Raw genomic sequence first — 15,851 nt, 5'->3', positions numbered from 1 at the left:
ACGAGCGGACCACCTGGCCCGCTCGTTTCGTTTCACGGCTATATTAGCCCTGTGCGACTGACCTTCGTATTGACGACTCCGCCTGCAACGCTGTTTTAATGCCCACAATCCTGCCCTCGCCCGACCTGCTGCCCGTCTTCAACGCCCTGCCCGGCGCCACGCTGTTACTGGCACCGGACCTGCGCATTGTAGCCGCCAGCGACGACTACCTGGCCGCAACCCTCACCGAACGGGCCACCCTCGTCGGGCAGTTCCTCTTCGACGCCTTCCCCGACAACCCACAAACCCCCGAGGCCAACGCCGTGGCCAACGTGCGCGCCTCGCTGGAAACGGTGCTGGCCACCCGCCAGCCGCACGAAATGCCCCCCCAGCACTACGACGTGCCCGACCCCACCCAACCCGGCCACTTTGTGGAGCGCCACTGGCTGCCGCGCCACACGTCCGTGCTCGACGCCGCCGGCCAGGTGCAGTTCATCATCCAGTCCGTGCAGGACATCACCGAGAGCCACCGGGACGGGCAGCAGCTGCGCGAAAGCCAGGCCGGCGAGCAGCAGGCCCGCGCCGACGCCGAGCATCAGCCCCACGAGCTGCGCCACTTCCTGGAGCAGGCGCCCGTGGCCGTGGCCGTCTATCAGGGGCCGGAGTTTCGCGTGGCGCTGGCCAACGCCGCCACCCTCGCCATCTGGGACCGGCCGCTGGCCGCCGTGCAGGGCCGGCCCGTGTTCGAGGTGCTGCCCGAAGCGGCCACGCCGGAGGTGCGGGCCATTTTTGAGCGCGTCTTCACCACCGGCCTCGCCCACACGGCCCACGAGCAGCTCACTTACATCATCCGGCACGGGCAGCGGCAGGAGGTGTACTGGAGCTTCGTGTTTGAGCCCCAGCGCGCGCCCGACGGCCGCATCAGCGGCATTTTCAGCATCGGCACCGACGTGACGGAGCAGGTACTCGCCCGCCAGCAGGTCGAGCGGCTCAACCAGGAGCTGGAGGCGCGGGTGCAGGAGCGCACCGCGCAGCTAAGCCAGCAAAGCCAGCGCCTGGAGCGCTTGTTTATGCAGGCGCCGGCCACCATCTGCCTGCTGGCCGGGCCGGAGCTGGTCTACGAGCTGGTCAACCCCAACTACCAGCAGCACTTCCCCGGCCGCCAGCTGCTGGGCCGGCCCCTGCTCGTCGCGGTGCCGGAGCTAACCGACCACGCCGCGTACCACACCATTCAGCGGGTATTCACTACCGGCGAATCCAACTGGCAGCATGAACTGCACACGCGCCTGGCGCGCCCCAACGACGGCGTGCTCGAGGACCGCTACTGGACCTACGTGCAGCAGCCGCGCTACGACGAACAGGGCGGCATCGATGGCGTCGTGATATTTGGCTTTGAGGTGACGGAGCAGGTCGAGGCCCGCCGGCAAAATGAAGCCCTGCAAGCCCAGGTGCTGGCCGCCGCCCAGCGCCAGGCCCAGGAGCGCGAAGCGTCTTACCACCTCTTCGAACAAACCCCGGCCGCGATTGCGCTGCTGCGCGGCCCGAGGCACTGCTTCGACTTCTACAACGCGGCCTACGGGCGATTCTTTCCCGGCCGCGCCCTGCGGGGCCGCCCCCTGGCCGAGGCCATACCCGAAGCCGTGGAACAAGGGTTTGTCGCGCTGCTCGATACGGTGTTCCAGACCGGCGACACGCACTTTGGCAGCGAAACAGCCTACGTCCTGCCCGCCTTCGGCGACGAGCCGGCGCACACCCGCTACTTTGACTTCACCTACCAGGCGTACCGCGAAGACGGTCAGGTAGCGGGCGTGAGCATATTTACCTACGACGTAACGGAGCAGGTGCACGCCCGGCAGCAAACCGCCGCCCGGCAAGCCGAGGTGCTGGCCAGCACCCAGCGCCAGGCCCAGGAGCGCGCCACCCTCTACCAGGTGTTCGAGGAAACGCCGGCCCTCATCTGCATCCTGCGCGGCCCGGAGCACCGCTACGACTACCTCAACGCCGCCTACCAGCGCCAGTTCGCGGGCCGCGCGCTGGCTGGCCGGCCCGTAGTCGAGGTCTTTCCCGAGACGGTGGCGCAAGGCTTCATTGCCCTGCTCGACGGCGTGTACCGCACCGGCGAAACCTACTTCGGCCAGGAATTGCTGCTCACCATCGAAGCCACCGGCGACGCCCCGGCCCAGGCCGACTACTACAACCTGACCTACCAGGCCTACCGCGAAAACGGCCAGACCGTAGGCATCTGCGCGTTCGCCTACGTCGTCACCGGGCAGGTCGAGGCCCGCCGGCAGAACGAAGCCCTGCAAGCCCAGGTGCTGGCCAACGCCCAGCAGCGGGTGCGGGAGCGCGAAACCCTCTACCAGGTATTCGAGCAGACCCCAGCCCTGGTGGCCCTGCTGCGCACCCCCGGCCATAGCTACGAATACGTCAACCCGGCCTATCAAGCCCTGTTTCCAGGCCGGACGCTGGTGGGCCTTGACGTGGCCGTGGCCGTGCCAGAGGTGCAGGAGCAGGGCCTCCTTGCTCTCCTGGACCGCGTGTACCAGACCGGCGAAACTTACTACACCGACACGCCGTTTGCGGCGACCTCGGCTGCGGGCCAGCCGGGGCCGCCGCAAACGGCGTACTACAACTTCACCTTCCAGGCCTACCACGAAGCCGGGCAGGTCGCCGGTATTTCCACCTTCGCCTACGACGTGACCGAGCAGGTGCTGGCCCGGCAGGAGCGCGAAGCCCAGCGCCAGCGCCTGGAGCGGCTCTTTACGGAGGCCCCGGCCGCCATCTGCATGTTTGCCGGCCCGGAGCTGGTCTTCGAGTTCCTCAACCCGGCCTACCAGCGGGTCTTTGCGGGCCGCCAGCTGTTGGGCCGGTCCTTGCTGGAGGCCCTGCCCGAACTCGCGGGCCAGGCCGGCTATGAGCATCTGCGCCAGGTGTACGAGACGGGCCGCTCGCACGAGGTGCAGGACCTGCTGGTGCCCATCGCCCGCGCCGGCGACGGGGCGCTGGAGGACCACTATTTCAATTACATCATGCAGGCCCGCTACAACGAGCAAGGGCAGGTTGACGGGGTCATCGGGTTTGGGTTCGAAACCACGGCCCAGGTGCTGGCCCGCGAGCGGAACGAGGCCCTCAACCAGGAGCTGACCGCCGCCAACCAGCAGCTCACCCGCACCAACGCCGACCTGGACACCTTCATCTACACGGCCTCCCACGACCTCAAAGCCCCCATCACCAACATCGAGGGCCTGCTCACGGCCCTCAACAAGCGCCTGCCGGCTGCGGCCCCGCCCGTGCCGCACCTGCTTCAACTCATGCAGGGGGCCGTGGAGCGGTTTCAGCGCACCATCGCCCAGCTCACCAACCTCACCCGGCTCCAGCAGGCGCAGCAGCAGCCCGCCGAATCCGTGGACCTGGCCGCCCTCGTCGAGGCCGTGCGCCTCGACCTGGCCCCCCTGCTGGCCGCCGCCCAGGCCCAGGTAATAGTCACCGTGGCCGACTGCCCCACCGTGCGCTTCGCCCCCCAGCACCTGCGCAGCATCGTCTACAACCTGCTCAGCAACGCCGTCAAGTACCACCACCCCGACCGCCCCCCCGTGGTGCGGGTAAGCTGCCGCCCCGGCGCCGGCGCCACCGTGGTGCTGGAAGTGGAAGACAACGGCCTGGGCCTGAGCGAAGGCCAGCAGGCCCGGCTCTTCGGCCTGTTCCAGCGCCTGCACACCCACGTCGAGGGCACGGGCGTGGGCCTGTACATGCTCAAGCGAATCGTTGACAATGCCGACGGCACCATTGCCGTGCGCAGCCAGCTGGGGCGGGGCACCACCTTCACGATAACCCTTCCCGACTAACGCCGTTTCCCGTATCCATGCAAAAGCTCGCCGCCATCCTGCTCGTCGATGACGACTCCACCACCAACTACCTCCACCAGCTGCTGCTCGAAGAACTCGCCGTCGCCGACCAGCTGCTGGTGGCCAAAAACGGCGCCGAAGCCCTGCACATCCTCATGCACGTACTGCCGCCGGCCACCGCCGCCGCCGGTTCGGTCCTGGTTTTGCTCGACGTGAACATGCCCGTGATGAACGGCCTCGAGTTTCTCGAAGCCTACCAGCAGCTGCCGCCGGACCGGCGGCAGGCCGTGGTCATCGTCATGCTCACCACCTCCCTGCACCCGCGCGACCTGGCCCGCCTCCAGGCGCTGCCCGTCGCCGGCCTGGTCAGCAAACCCCTGAGCGAGGAGAAAATCAACGCCATCCTGCGGGAGCATTTTCAGCGCGAGCGGTCTATCCGCTAAGCAGGGGGTTGTTAAACAAACAGGGTAAAACCTCCGACGCGGCGCATTGGGTAGGCTAAATTCATCCTTGACGGGCGTTTTCCGTACCAAGAGTGCCCGGGCGTACCACACGCGTGGCCGTTTAGCTCACGTAAGACTGTCCTGCTCATGAACCGACTGCCCCTGTTGCTGCTCTCCTTGCTCACGGCCGCCTGCCAAAGTCAGCCCGACCGCCCCACGGAGCCGGCCGTCCCGGCGGCCAGCTCCGTTCCGACCGCCCCCAAGCGTGATACCGCGAGTCTCGTCGCCCCGTCCGGGAGCCCGCCAACCCTGGCCCTGGCCGACAATGCGGTCCAGCTGGTGAATGCCAAAACGGGCTCCACCACCACAATTCCGTTGGGCCGGCCGTTTGAACCGCTGGTCCGGACCATAACCAACGTGCTGGGAGAACCGCCCGCCCGCGTGGGCGTGAACGGGGAGTGCGGGGCCGGCCCGCTCAAAATGGCCACCTGGGCCAACGGCCTGACGCTGGCCTTTCGGGAGCAAGACCGCGGCGACGCGTCCCCCGGTCGGGAGTGGCAGTTTGCGGGCTGGTCGCTCAACCCCGGCCGGGGCGCGGGCCGGGCCCCCGCGACCATGGCCGGGGTGGGCCTCGGCACCACCCGGGCCGAAGTGGAAAGCGCGTACGTGATTAAGGTGGTGAAATCGAGCCTGGGCTACGAATTTTCTACCGCGTCGGGCCTGTACGGGCTCTTGGACGGGGCGGGGCCGCAGGCCCGGGTATCGGCGCTGTGGAGCGGCACCAGCTGCGTGTTCCGCTAGGTCGGGGCGGCGGTACGGGGCCCGGTCATTCGGCCGGTTTTGCGAAATGCGGAAGGCCCGCGGCCGGAACTCCTTTATGAAGCGGCGCCGCGTTCCGCCCCGCGCTCAGGCCAGCTCCACGAAGAAGCAGGTGCCCGCGCCCTCCTGGCTTTTCACCCACACCTTGCCGCGGTGCAGCTGCACAATCTGCCGGGTGATGAACAGGCCCAGCCCCGTGGCGGCCTCGCCGCCCACGCCGGGCCGGGCCGTGAGGCTGAACTTCTCGAACAGGTCGGCCTGCAGCGCCGCCGGAATGCCAATGCCCGTGTCGCGCACGCTCAGCAGCGCCCGGCCCTCTCGTTCCCGCAGCGCCACCGTCACGTGGCCTCCGGCGGGCGTAAACTTCAGCGCGTTGCTCACCAGGTTGTCCACCACCCGCCCGAAGGCGTCGGCGTTCAGGTTGGCGCGCACGGGAAGCGGGGGCAGGTCCAGCGCCAGCGCCAGGCCTTTCTCGTGTGCCACCAGGTGGTGCGCCGCCAGCCGACGCTCCAGCAGGGTGCCCAGGTCGGTGGGCTCCTTTTTTAGCCGGTTGGCGTCGAGCGAGCCCAGCAGCAGCACGTCCTGGAGCAGCTTGAAGGTCGTGGCGCAGGCTTGGCGGATAAGGCCCAGGTACTTCACCGCCGCCGGCGCGCTGCCGGCCGCGAGGGGGACCGCCGCCGCGTTCAGCTGGCGCTCCAGTAAGTCCGTCAGCAGCTGAATGTGGCCGATGGGACCCTTCAAATCGTGCATCACCAGGTGCAGAATGGTTTCCTGCGCGTCGTAGAGCCGCTTCAGCGACAGCTCCATCGTCTTGCGCTCGCTGATGTCCTCCAGCTGCGTGTGGCCCAGCTCCTCGTCGCCGTCCAGAAAGCAGATGGACGTGACCTGGCACCAGAGCGGGGAGCCGTCGGCGCGCACCAGGCAGGTTTCCAGCGTGAAGCTCGGCAGCTCGTGCGCCCACAGCCGCTCCTGCCAAAAGCGCCAGTCGTCGCGGTGGTCGGGGTGAGCGAATTCTAACATCCGGTGGCCCACCACGTCCTCCGGGCGGTCGTATTCGAGCATCGCCAGCACGGCCCGGTTGACCTGCCGGATAACCAGGTCGGAGGCAATGATTTGCTGCCCGAACGGCGAGTTGTCGAACACCGTCCGAAACCGCGCCTGCTGCCCCCGGTCGTCCGACTGGCCCGGCTGCGCCTGCGCCCGCACCTGGCCGGCGCGCAGCCGGCGATTTTCCTCGCGCAGGGCCTCCATTTGTCTTTCCGGGGATAAGCTTTCGGCAGCGGTGGGCATAGGAAGGAGACTGTGTTGGGAGCTGAGCAGTGAGCACAAACATACGCCCTGCTGCCCGTTGCAGTTAGGCCCCCCCCAATGCTGTCGCGGTGTCGTTAGCCACCCGGTCGTTCGCGCAACGGTCGGGTAGCGTTTTGCCGGCACGGCCTGTTCTCGCGCGGAGTTGGCGCGGTCGTTTTCGGCGCTTCCCCAGCCCTCCCGCGCGGCGGACGCCAAACGCCGCTAAAAACGCGTTTCACCCAGTATCGATTCAGGCCCCACTTTTTGGCAAACCAAAACGAGCGGACCATCTGGCCCGCCCGTTTCACCTACACCCTACACCTCAAAATGCGGCCGGTCCCTAAACCCCGGCCAGTCCCCACCCCAATGCACCCGCGCATCGGCCGCCTTCATCAGCCGCGCAAACTTGCTCAGCAGCAGCCCCGACCACGACACCGACCCATTGGCCAGCAAAACCGGCTGGGGAAATACACCTTCCCCAGCCAGGTAGAAGTGCAACCCAACGGGCTACGCTGCCGGCGAAAGACTGCAGAAACTGTCCCGGTGGGAGCTTGGAGTAATTTTATCTCCCCGCTGCTGTAAGAAGGCCAAAGCCTGAACCCCTCAAACACGACTTTGCTGGCTTCTGGTCGCGCCGCATTAGCGGGGAGCACCGGCTGATTTACCGCTTTGAGGCCAATCTGATGTATATGCTGCAATGTTGCTTCCACTACACAGCGAAGTAGGAACAAACCCGTTAATGAACGCCAATAGCGTCCGCTAGTGGGCCCTTATCAGACCCTATCCGCAGGACAGTGGCTGTTTAAATCACCCTTTAGGTGAACGAAAAACATCGTCTCGGATTGTTTTTAATATGCCTGTGTCCTTTCAACCTGACGTGTAGCAGCAGAATTGTCTTTTCGTTGAATGGTGGCCTAATTTGTGGCAGCATCCGCTGTCCTTAGGTTCTAACGCTTTCTTTTGAAATATCGAAAAGGAACGGTCGTTTAGGGCTCAAAAGCGCCCTGAGCGGGGCGCAAGAATTCTGCCTCCGGTACCGGCAGCACCCGGCTTTCTTGGGTAAGACAGGCTTGGAAGCATGAAATTATTCCTGCCTGAAGTAGCATATTTACATTTTCCAGTTGGTGTAATTTAATGAAAAAACTTTTCCCATTCTACCGCCCGTCGTTGAAAACGACTGCCCGGGTGTTTCGACCATTGGCCATGTTGGCCGCGCTGCCGGTTGGTGCAGCCTGGGCCCAAGGTCCGGTCATTACCTCCGTGGTGCCCTCGGCCAATGCCTGTGCGGCTGCCCGCAGCGGGGCCGTTACGGTCACGTTCCAAGACCCGCTGGCCGCGATAGCGCCAGTGAGCTTGCAGGTGTTCAGCAGCCAGCGCGGCGGGCGCCGCACGGGCGCCACGCCGGCCGTGCGGTCCGCCAACGCCGTCTCCTTTGCGCCGACGCCCCACCCGTTTGTGGCCGGCGAGCGTGTGCAGGCGACGGTCAGCGCGACCGGCGCAGGGGGCGCCGCCACCAGAAAAGTCCTGCAGTTCACCGCGGCGGCGGGCGGCACGGGTTCCGGCACCTTTCTGCCGGGCCCCGACGTGCCCGTGGGGCGCGGCCCCGCGAACGTGGTGGCGGGCGACGTCGACGGCGATGGCGACCTCGACCTGCTGGCCGCCAACTTCAACACCGAGGTGAGCGTGCTGCTGAACGGCGGCCGCGGCACGTTCAGCAGCGCGCCGAGCGTCACGATGAGCGGGGACATCCGCCACCTGGCCTTGGCCGATGTCGACGGCGACGGCGACCTCGACTTGCTGGCGCCCACGTATGCGAATGGCAGCGGGAACCTGGTGGGCGTGCGCCTGAACGACGGGAGTGGCCGGTTCAGCGGCAGCCAGAACGTGCCCGTGGACCAAGGCCCTTACGGCGTGGCCACCGGCGACGTGGACGGCGACGGTGACCTCGACTTGCTCACGGCCAACAACGCCCGGAGCACCGGCACGGTGAGCGTGCGCCTGAACGACGGAACAGGCACATTTAGCGGCAGCCACAACGTGCCCGTGGGCCGCAACCCCATCAGCGTGGCCGTGGGCGACGTGGACAACGACGGCGACCTCGACCTGCTCACGGCCAACGCCAACAGCCAAACGGCCAGCGTGCGCGTGAACAACGGGGCCGGCGTCTTCGGCGGGGGCCAGGAAGTGCCCGTGGTCGACCCCTTCACCATCGCCGTGGGCGACGTCGATGCCGACGGCGACCTGGACCTGGTCACCGTGGGGCGGGGGGAGCAGGCCAGCGTGCGGCTGAACAACGGAACCGGCACGTTCAGCGGCAGCCAAAATGTGTCCGTGGGCCCCTGGTCTTTTGGCTTGGCGATGGGGGACGTGGACGGCGACGGCGACCTCGACATTGTTTCGGCCAACGCCAACGGCGGCGGGCCCGGCACGGCCAGCGTGCGCTTAAATAACGGCGCCGGCATCTTCAGCGGTAACCAGGAAGTAAGCACTGGCGCCATCACACAAGGAGTAGCCCTGGGCGATATCGACGGCGATGGGGACTTGGATTTGCTTGCTGCTAATTCCACTACTGCGGGCACCATCAGTGTGCGGCTAAACGGCGGCACGGCGGCAGCGGCGGCAGACAGCCGAAATGCCACATTGTTTTCGCTGTTCCCCAACCCGGCCAGCAACGTTGTAACCATTGCCGGGACCGAACCCAACGCCGCGGTGGAGGTATTCGACGCGTTGGGTCGACGCGTAGCAGCTACTCGCGCCGATGCCAGCGGTGCGGTGGTCCTGCAGCTGCCCGCTCGCCTCCCAACGGGCATCTACCTGGTGCGCAGCGGCACGCAATCCGTGCGCCTGGCGGTGGAGTAAACCGCGCGGCTGCGGCCTAAAAAAGGCACCGGCACCGCACGCCTAGTCCTTGCCCAAATCTTGTTTCGTCTTGCTTGAGGTAACGCAAAGCCCCATTTCTGCTGGCTGACCCCGCTTGAAGAGCGGCAAATCAGATACGCAACCGCGCGAAAACGCCCTTCCCGCTACCTGGCCGGGGGCGTTTGAATTCTGGGTAAGGACAAGCGTCGCACGCCGAGGCTTTTTTCAAGTCTCAAGGAGAAAACTCCGCTCTCACATTTAAGGGGCTGAGCTGCTTTTCAGGGCTCAACTTTACGCCGCCCCGGCATGTTCGCGCACGTAGCCGCCCGCAGTGAAGGGGGGCGCACAAAAGTGGAAACGACAAACAACGGTAAGGGGTGCTGGTCCGTCGGGTTTGGGTCTTCCTTGGTTTTTGGCGGGCGGGGCGTGTCGCAAACCGACCGTTCTCTTGGACGAAAAGCCTTTACTGAACGCAGAGGTAAGCCGCTCGTTACTTTTGCGCCATGCGGCACTTGGCTCGGTCTTACGCGTTGCTCGTGCGGTTGATGCTCTTCCACCGGAACCCGAACTACACCCCCCAGGAATGGCGCTGGTACGTCGTGCTAGCCTCGTCCGGCTTGGGCTTGCTCCTGTTCCTGAGCCCGCTCGCTGAGCCCGCTCGCGCTGTGGGTCGGCCGCTACGGGGCACTGATACTACCTGGGCGGCTCTCGACGGCTCCACAAGTCGATCAACTCGGCAGCTTGGGGGCCATCCTGTTGTTCCCCGTGGCGCCGCTGCTGGCCCTGAAATACTGGCTGGTGTTCCGCAGCCGCGGCGTCCAACACCTGCCGGTGCCCGTGGTGTCGTCCGGCCGGTACCGCTTGGCCCTGGGGGCCTTTGTGGTCGCGTGTTTTGCGCTCTTTGTATTCATCACCTCCAGTAACCGGCTCTATCCCTAGTAGGCGCTTAATCATAGCACGCTTTGGCTCCTTATTTTGAACGGAGCGCGTTTACCTTGGGACCCTTTTCTTGAACTGCTCCGTCCCCCTTTGCAAGGTATATTGAGCTGGTCTGGTTAATCTGGACAGAACAGGGTGGTATCTTTCCTTCGTCATGAAAGAGACGCCAAAATCCGACAACCGCCGCACGTACGATGCGGCCTTCCGCGCCGAAGCCTTGCGCCTGGCCGAGCAAAGCCGCTCGACCCAAGCCGCCGCCCGGCTCAATATCGACCCCAAACGCATCTACCAGTGGCAAAAGGCCGCCCAAACGTCAGTTGCGGCTGCATTGGGGGCGGCGCTGGACCCGGCCACGGCCGCCGAACTGCGCCAGCTGCGGGCCCTGGCCCGGCGGCAGGCGCAGGAGCTGGACATTTTAAAAAAAGCCGTCGCCAGCAAACGCTTGAGGCGCGTTATCTCACAGACGCCGGACCAATGAGCCGCTACCGCTTCATCAACGCCGAGCGCGGCCAGTACTGCGGCAACGCCTACCGCGCCCTCTTGCACCGGCACGGGGCCGTACGTTCGCAGAGCCGTCGCGGCGAGTGCTACGACAACGCCCTACCGGGTACGACCCAAGCCGAAAGCCTCTGGTCCCGCCTCAAAACCGAGCTGCTCGAACTCCGCGAGTGGCCCGTGTTTGCCGACCTGGCCGACGCGCCAGCCAGCATCGCCGACTATTTTGACTATTACAATCACGACCGCCTGCACTCCAGTATTGGCTACCAGACGCCGTATCGCGCTCATCAACAATCACTTCAAACCACTGCCCTAAAATGTCCAGCCTAAATGGACCACCTCACCTTTGCCTTTCCGACCCTCCTGCCTCACGGCGTTCAACAGGAGGGACTTTAAATCGGCTTTTTCACTTGTTCTTTTGCTCTCTTACTATGCCCCACCCCTACGCTTCCCTGAAAACAAGTCTCCTCGTGCTGCTCCTGCTGCTGGCGGGCGCGCCGGCGGGCTTCGGCCAATCCAAAACCAAGAGCAAAGGCAAGCCGGGCACGGTGGCCGTGTTCGACTCGGCGCTGTACAATGGACTGAAGTGGCGCTCCATCGGGCCGTACCGGGGCGGGCGCTCGTGCACGGTGACGGGCGTGCCGGGTCAGTCCAACCTCTACTACATGGGCACCACGGGCGGCGGCGTATGGCGCACCAAGGACGGCGGGGGTACCTGGGAAAACATCTCGGACAAGTACTTCGGCGGCTCCATCGGGGCGGTGGCCGTGAGCGAGGCCGACCCCAATGTGCTCTACGTGGGCCAGGGCGAGAAAACGGTGCGTGGCAACGTGTCGTCGGGCTTCGGGGTGTGGAAATCGACGGACGCGGGCAAGACTTGGCAGGCGTCGGGCCTGACGGACTCGCGCCACATCGGCCGCATCCGCATTCACCCCCGCAACCCCGACCTGGTGTACGTGGCCGCCATGGGCGACCTCTACCAGCCCAGCGAGATGCGCGGCGTGTACCGCAGCAAGGACGGCGGCAAAAACTGGGAGCGGGTGCTGTTTGCCAATAAGGACGCGGGCGCCGTGGACCTGACCTTCGACCCCACCAACCCGCGCATCCTGTACGCCACCACCTGGAACGTGCGGCGCACGCCCTACGGCTTCTCGTCGGGCGGGCCGGGCTCGGGGCTGTGGAAAAGCACCGACGGCGGCGACACCTGGCAGGACCTCTCGCGCAACGAGGGCCTGCCCAGGGGCACGCTGGGCATCGGCGCCGTCACGGTGTCGCCGCTGAACGCGAACCGGGTGTGGGCCCTGCTGGAAGCGGCCGAGGGCGGCGTGTTCCGCTCCGACGACGCGGGCCTGACCTGGAAAAAAACCAACGACGACCGCGCCCTGCGCCAGCGCGCCTGGTACTACACCCGCATCTACGCCGACCCCAAGGACGAGGACGTGGTGTATGTCATGAACGTGTCGTACCACAAGAGCAAGGACGGCGGGCGCACCTTCGAGGCCCGCAACGCCCCGCACGGCGACCACCACGACCTGTGGATAGCGCCCGAAAACGCCAGCCGCATGATTATCGCCGACGACGGCGGCGCCCAAATCAGCACCGACGGCGGCCTGAACTGGACGACCAACAACAACCAGCCCACCGGCCAGTTCTACCGCGTGGTCACCGACAACCACTTTCCCTACCGCATCTACGGCGCGCAGCAGGACAACTCCACGGTGCGCATCCTGCACCGCAGCAGCGGCGGCACCATCGCCGAGCGCGACTGGGAAGTGACGGCCGGCTCGGAAAGCGCCCACCTGGCCGTGGACCCCGCCAATCCCGACGTCGTGTACGGCGGCAGCTACGGCGGCCTGCTTACGCGCGTGGACCACGCCACCGACCAGACCCGGGCCATCAACGTGTGGCCCGACAACCCCATGGGCCACGGCGCCGGGGACTCGAAGTACCGCTTCCAGTGGAACTACCCCATCGTGTTTTCGGCCCACGCCCCCCAGAAGCTCTTCACCGGCTCGAACCACCTGCACGTGAGCACCAACGAGGGCCAGTCGTGGACGACCATCAGCCCTGACCTCACGCGCAACGACCCCAAAACCCTGGGCTCGTCGGGCGGGCCGCTCACGCAGGACAACACCAGCGTGGAATACTACGGCACCGTGTTCGCCATTGCCGAGTCGCCGGCCGAAGCAGGCGTCATCTGGACGGGTTCGGACGACGGGCTGGTGCACATGACGCGCGACGAAGGCAAAACCTGGACGAAGGTGACGCCCGCCGGCTTGCCCGAGTGGAGCCAAATCAACAGCCTCGAAGCCCACCCCACCCTCAAAGGCACGGCCTACGTGGCCGCCACCCGCTACAAGGCCGGCGACTTCCGCCCCTACCTCTACCGCACCGCCGACTACGGCAAGACCTGGGTCGCCATTTCGGCCGGCATCCCGGCCACGCATTTCACCCGCGTGGTGCGCGCCGACCCGCGGCGCGCCGGCCTGCTTTACGCCGGCACCGAGTACGGCCTGTACGTGTCGTTCAACGACGGCAGCAGCTGGCAGCCGTTCCAGCTGAACCTGCCCCAGGTGCCCATCACCGACCTCACCCTGAAAAACGACAACCTGATTGCCGCCACCCAGGGCCGCGGCTTCTGGCTGATTGACGACCTCACGCCCCTGCACCAGCTCACGCCCGCCGTAGCCGACAGCAAGGTGCATTTATTTAAACCGCTGGGCAGCTACCGGCTGGAAGGCAGCGGCGGCCCCACCGTACCCAAAACGGCGGGCCAGAACCACCCCGGCGGCGTGCTGCTGCACTACTACCTGGCCCAGAAGCTCGACACCGCCAGCACCCTGAAGCTGGAGCTGGTCGGCCCCGACGGCAAGCTGATTCGGGCCTTCACCAACAAAGCCAAGCCGGTTGAGAAGGATAAAAAACCAGCCACCGGCCCCGACAGAGACCGGTTGGTAACGAAAAAAGGCCTCAACCGCTTCGTGTGGGACATGCGCTACGCCGAAGCCAGCAAGTTCGACGGCATGATACTCTGGGGTGGCGGCACCCAGGGCCCCCGCGCCGTGCCCGGCACCTACCGCGCCCGCCTCACCCTGAACCAAGAGCCCCCGCAGGAAGCCGAAGTGGTGATTCTGCCCGACCCGCGCGCCAAAGCTACCCCGCAGGACCTGCAGGCGCAGTTTGCCTACCTGCAGGACGTGCGCGACAAGCTGAGCGAAACCAACGAGGCCGTGCGCGACATCCGCACCCTGCGCGGCCAGCTCAAGGCCATCACCACGCCGCTGAAGCCCGAGCCCGCCTACCGTGACATTGTGCAGGCCGCCGACGCCCTCGACAAGAAGATGACGGCCATCGAGGAAAGCCTCTACCAAACTAAAAACCGCAGCGACCAGGACCCGCTCAACTACCCTATCCGGCTGAACAACAAGCTGGCCAACCTCGTGGGCCACGCCAGCGAGGGCGACTACGCCCCCACCGAACAGGCCCGCGCCGTGCAAAAGGAGCTGACCGAGCAGATAAACGAGCAGCTCGGCCGCTTCCGCCAGCTGCGCGAGCAGGACGTGCCCGCCCTCAACAAGCTTATTCGCGATAAAGCCGTGGATGTGCTCTCGGTGCCCAAGCCCCGCCCGGCCGCGCCCGCCAGCTCGCTGTGAGGTCGGCCAAGTCTGCCTGAAACCAGCCGGCAGGGGGTGGCTCGGTAAGGCCGGCGGAGGGGCTCCTTCAACTGAACAGAGCGCGACCAAGCCATGACCGTTTGGCTGAACCACACTTGTTGCTACCTTGGCAATAATGAGCATTGAACAAACAGATAAGATTGACTTTATCTCCATCTCCCCTGACGCGGAGGTGGTGCTGACCATCTCAAACCATCTTTCCTAAGACGAGGGCGAACACCTCTCCTTGCTGCAAGACAAAATCAATGCGTATCTGGAGTTTATCCAAAGTGAGCAATTGCTGGAAGATTACCCTGCGGCAGAAGAACACCCAAGGGTAATCAGTGTCATTATGAAATTCGACCCTCCAGCGGAGGCCGGCACGGCGGCCGAGCGGCAGGCCCTGGTGCAGCAGTGGTACCGCACCCGCCTGACCCAAACCCAGCCGCTGCTCTCCCAGTGGCCGGTGCCGCAGGCGCGCACGTACGCCGGCCTGCCGGCGGGGGGGTACCAAGACTTGCAACTGGTAGGTGAGGTGTGCCGCCTCACCTACCGGGTGGCCTTGTCCCCCACTCCGGCAGGGGTGGCGTACCGCCTCTGGGCGTTTAATTACACCCGCGCGGGCTTCGATGCCAGCGGAACGAGCGAGCTTGAAGACTACCTCCGGGTGGCTCCGGGGCCTCATCCCGAACTAGACCGGATGCAGCACCGCCTGCGCGTGGCTTTGGCACACTGGTAGCAGCAGCGCAACGGGTCCACAGTTAGTGTGAACCCTCCTGTTTTTGAACGGAGCGCGTTTACCTTGGGACCGTTTTTGTGAACTCACTTGCGCTTACTCAAGGGGGCGCACGGCGGTAATCATCCACCTTCCTTGCTCCACCGCTAGGCTAAAGGCGAGGTTGGGCCCTTCGCTCATCTGCTGCTCGGTGAAGCGGTACACTACTTGGGCCGTGTCGGCGCCAACTGTCACGCGGGTTGGCTGGCTGTGGAGTACGAGTTGGGTTTGGATGTCTCCGGCTTGGGTATAGAGGATGTGGTCGTAATCCAGCCCGGTAACGAAGCCATCAGTCTGCGGGTGGGCGCGCAACGAATCTGCGCATTGCTGAAAATAACGTCGGTGCGCTTGCAGGTAAACGGGCGATACCGTGCCACTGCTCTGCAACAGGCGCACATAGTCCTCGACCGCGTGAAAGTCAACCGCATACACTTGGGTCGTGTCCTCGTCCAGGCGGGCCGGAACAACCGGCAGGGAGTTAAGCGGGGATTGATGATGCAGGTACCACGTTAAGAAGGCCCGCACGGTCGCCGCGGGCGACTGTGCGGGGCGAACAGCGGGCGGGATGGACGGGGCCGGCGTCTGGGTTTCGGTTTTTGACTCTTGTGGGCCTGAGCAGGCGGTAAGCAGCAAAGCAGTTCCTATGAAGGGCCCTTTTAATTGTTTCATGCGCCTAAAGTACTGGTGAGGTGGTCTAGTAAATCTGGACAGAACAGGGTGGTATCTTTCCTTCGTCATGAAAGACACCTCA

General features: G+C 65.3%; 11 protein-coding genes and 2 pseudogenes. 10 read left to right on the top strand and 3 right to left on the bottom strand.

Annotated elements, in window-relative coordinates:
- The first annotated feature begins 98 nt into the window (after nt 1–98).
- The 3 genes from IEW17_RS13350 (at nt 99) to IEW17_RS13340 (ending at nt 5,068) form a co-directional block, all read left to right on the top strand.
- A complete protein-coding gene (locus tag IEW17_RS13350; RefSeq protein ID WP_188562548.1) occupies nt 99–3,824 on the top strand; it encodes a PAS domain-containing protein in 3,726 nt (1,241 codons plus the stop codon).
- Between the two features lie 17 nt (nt 3,825–3,841).
- Nucleotides 3,842–4,267, top strand: a complete 426-nt coding sequence (locus IEW17_RS13345) for a response regulator (protein WP_188562547.1) — start codon at nt 3,842–3,844, stop codon at nt 4,265–4,267.
- A gap of 147 nt (nt 4,268–4,414) precedes the next feature.
- Nucleotides 4,415–5,068 (top strand): hypothetical protein, encoded by a 654-nt coding sequence (locus IEW17_RS13340; RefSeq protein WP_188562546.1) that lies wholly within the window; start codon nt 4,415–4,417, stop codon nt 5,066–5,068.
- 105 nt (nt 5,069–5,173) lie between these two features.
- On the opposite strand, the gene IEW17_RS13335 is transcribed toward IEW17_RS13340, so the two are convergent.
- Both IEW17_RS13335 and IEW17_RS13330 read right to left on the bottom strand, forming a co-directional pair.
- Nucleotides 5,174–6,376, bottom strand: coding sequence for a PAS domain-containing sensor histidine kinase (locus IEW17_RS13335; protein WP_188562545.1), 1,203 nt, complete (start codon nt 6,374–6,376; stop codon nt 5,174–5,176).
- Nucleotides 6,377–6,691: 315 nt separating this feature from the next.
- On the bottom strand, nt 6,692–6,874 hold the full coding sequence (locus tag IEW17_RS13330; RefSeq protein ID WP_229748996.1) for a M15 family metallopeptidase: 183 nt from the start codon (nt 6,872–6,874) through the stop codon (nt 6,692–6,694).
- Between the two features lie 101 nt (nt 6,875–6,975).
- On the opposite strand from IEW17_RS13330, the pseudogene IEW17_RS20960 reads away from it, so the two are divergent.
- The 7 genes and pseudogenes from IEW17_RS20960 to IEW17_RS13295 form a co-directional block, all read left to right on the top strand.
- A pseudogene (locus tag IEW17_RS20960) lies at nt 6,976–7,101 on the top strand (type II toxin-antitoxin system YoeB family toxin); the annotation flags it as partial.
- 442 nt (nt 7,102–7,543) lie between these two features.
- Nucleotides 7,544–9,235 (top strand): T9SS type A sorting domain-containing protein, encoded by a 1,692-nt coding sequence (locus IEW17_RS13320; RefSeq protein ID WP_229748995.1) that lies wholly within the window; start codon nt 7,544–7,546, stop codon nt 9,233–9,235.
- Nucleotides 9,236–9,976: 741 nt separating this feature from the next.
- Nucleotides 9,977–10,174 (top strand): hypothetical protein, encoded by a 198-nt coding sequence (locus IEW17_RS13315; RefSeq protein WP_188562543.1) that lies wholly within the window; start codon nt 9,977–9,979, stop codon nt 10,172–10,174.
- 154 nt (nt 10,175–10,328) lie between these two features.
- On the top strand, nt 10,329–10,652 hold the full coding sequence (locus IEW17_RS13310; protein WP_188562542.1) for a transposase: 324 nt from the start codon (nt 10,329–10,331) through the stop codon (nt 10,650–10,652).
- Complete coding sequence (locus tag IEW17_RS13305) at nt 10,649–11,002, top strand: integrase core domain-containing protein (protein ID WP_188562541.1); 354 nt, start codon at nt 10,649–10,651, stop codon at nt 11,000–11,002. The genes IEW17_RS13310 and IEW17_RS13305 overlap by 4 nt, the downstream gene beginning before the upstream one ends.
- 101 nt (nt 11,003–11,103) lie before the next feature.
- The gene (locus tag IEW17_RS13300; protein ID WP_188562540.1) at nt 11,104–14,325 is read left to right on the top strand and encodes a WD40/YVTN/BNR-like repeat-containing protein; all 3,222 of its coding nucleotides are present in this window, start codon (nt 11,104–11,106) and stop codon (nt 14,323–14,325) included.
- Nucleotides 14,326–14,461: 136 nt separating this feature from the next.
- Nucleotides 14,462–15,064 (top strand): annotated as a pseudogene (locus IEW17_RS13295) (DUF6572 domain-containing protein).
- A 93-nt stretch (nt 15,065–15,157) separates the two neighbouring features.
- On the opposite strand, the gene IEW17_RS13290 reads toward IEW17_RS13295, so the two are convergent.
- The gene (locus IEW17_RS13290; RefSeq protein ID WP_188562538.1) at nt 15,158–15,769 is read right to left on the bottom strand and encodes a hypothetical protein; all 612 of its coding nucleotides are present in this window, start codon (nt 15,767–15,769) and stop codon (nt 15,158–15,160) included.
- Nucleotides 15,770–15,851: the final 82 nt, after the last annotated feature.

It is taken from the genome of Hymenobacter frigidus (genome assembly GCF_014640435.1).
Taxonomy (GTDB): Bacteria; Bacteroidota; Bacteroidia; order Cytophagales; family Hymenobacteraceae; genus Hymenobacter; species Hymenobacter frigidus.
This window is presented reverse-complemented; position numbering and strand designations above follow the sequence as displayed.

Excerpts from the sequence above, each read along its gene's own strand:
- IEW17_RS13350 (WP_188562548.1), top strand. The coding sequence starts at position 99 with ATGCCCACAATCCTGCCCTCGCCCGACCTGCTGCCCGTCTTCAACGCC.
- IEW17_RS13345 (WP_188562547.1), top strand. The coding sequence starts at position 3,842 with ATGCAAAAGCTCGCCGCCATCCTGCTCGTCGATGACGACTCCACCACC.
- IEW17_RS13340 (WP_188562546.1), top strand. The coding sequence starts at position 4,415 with ATGAACCGACTGCCCCTGTTGCTGCTCTCCTTGCTCACGGCCGCCTGC.
- IEW17_RS13335 (WP_188562545.1), bottom strand. The coding sequence starts at position 6,376 with ATGCCCACCGCTGCCGAAAGCTTATCCCCGGAAAGACAAATGGAGGCC.
- IEW17_RS13310 (WP_188562542.1), top strand. The coding sequence starts at position 10,329 with ATGAAAGAGACGCCAAAATCCGACAACCGCCGCACGTACGATGCGGCC.
- IEW17_RS13305 (WP_188562541.1), top strand. The coding sequence starts at position 10,649 with ATGAGCCGCTACCGCTTCATCAACGCCGAGCGCGGCCAGTACTGCGGC.
- IEW17_RS13300 (WP_188562540.1), top strand. The coding sequence starts at position 11,104 with ATGCCCCACCCCTACGCTTCCCTGAAAACAAGTCTCCTCGTGCTGCTC.
- IEW17_RS13290 (WP_188562538.1), bottom strand. The coding sequence starts at position 15,769 with ATGAAACAATTAAAAGGGCCCTTCATAGGAACTGCTTTGCTGCTTACC.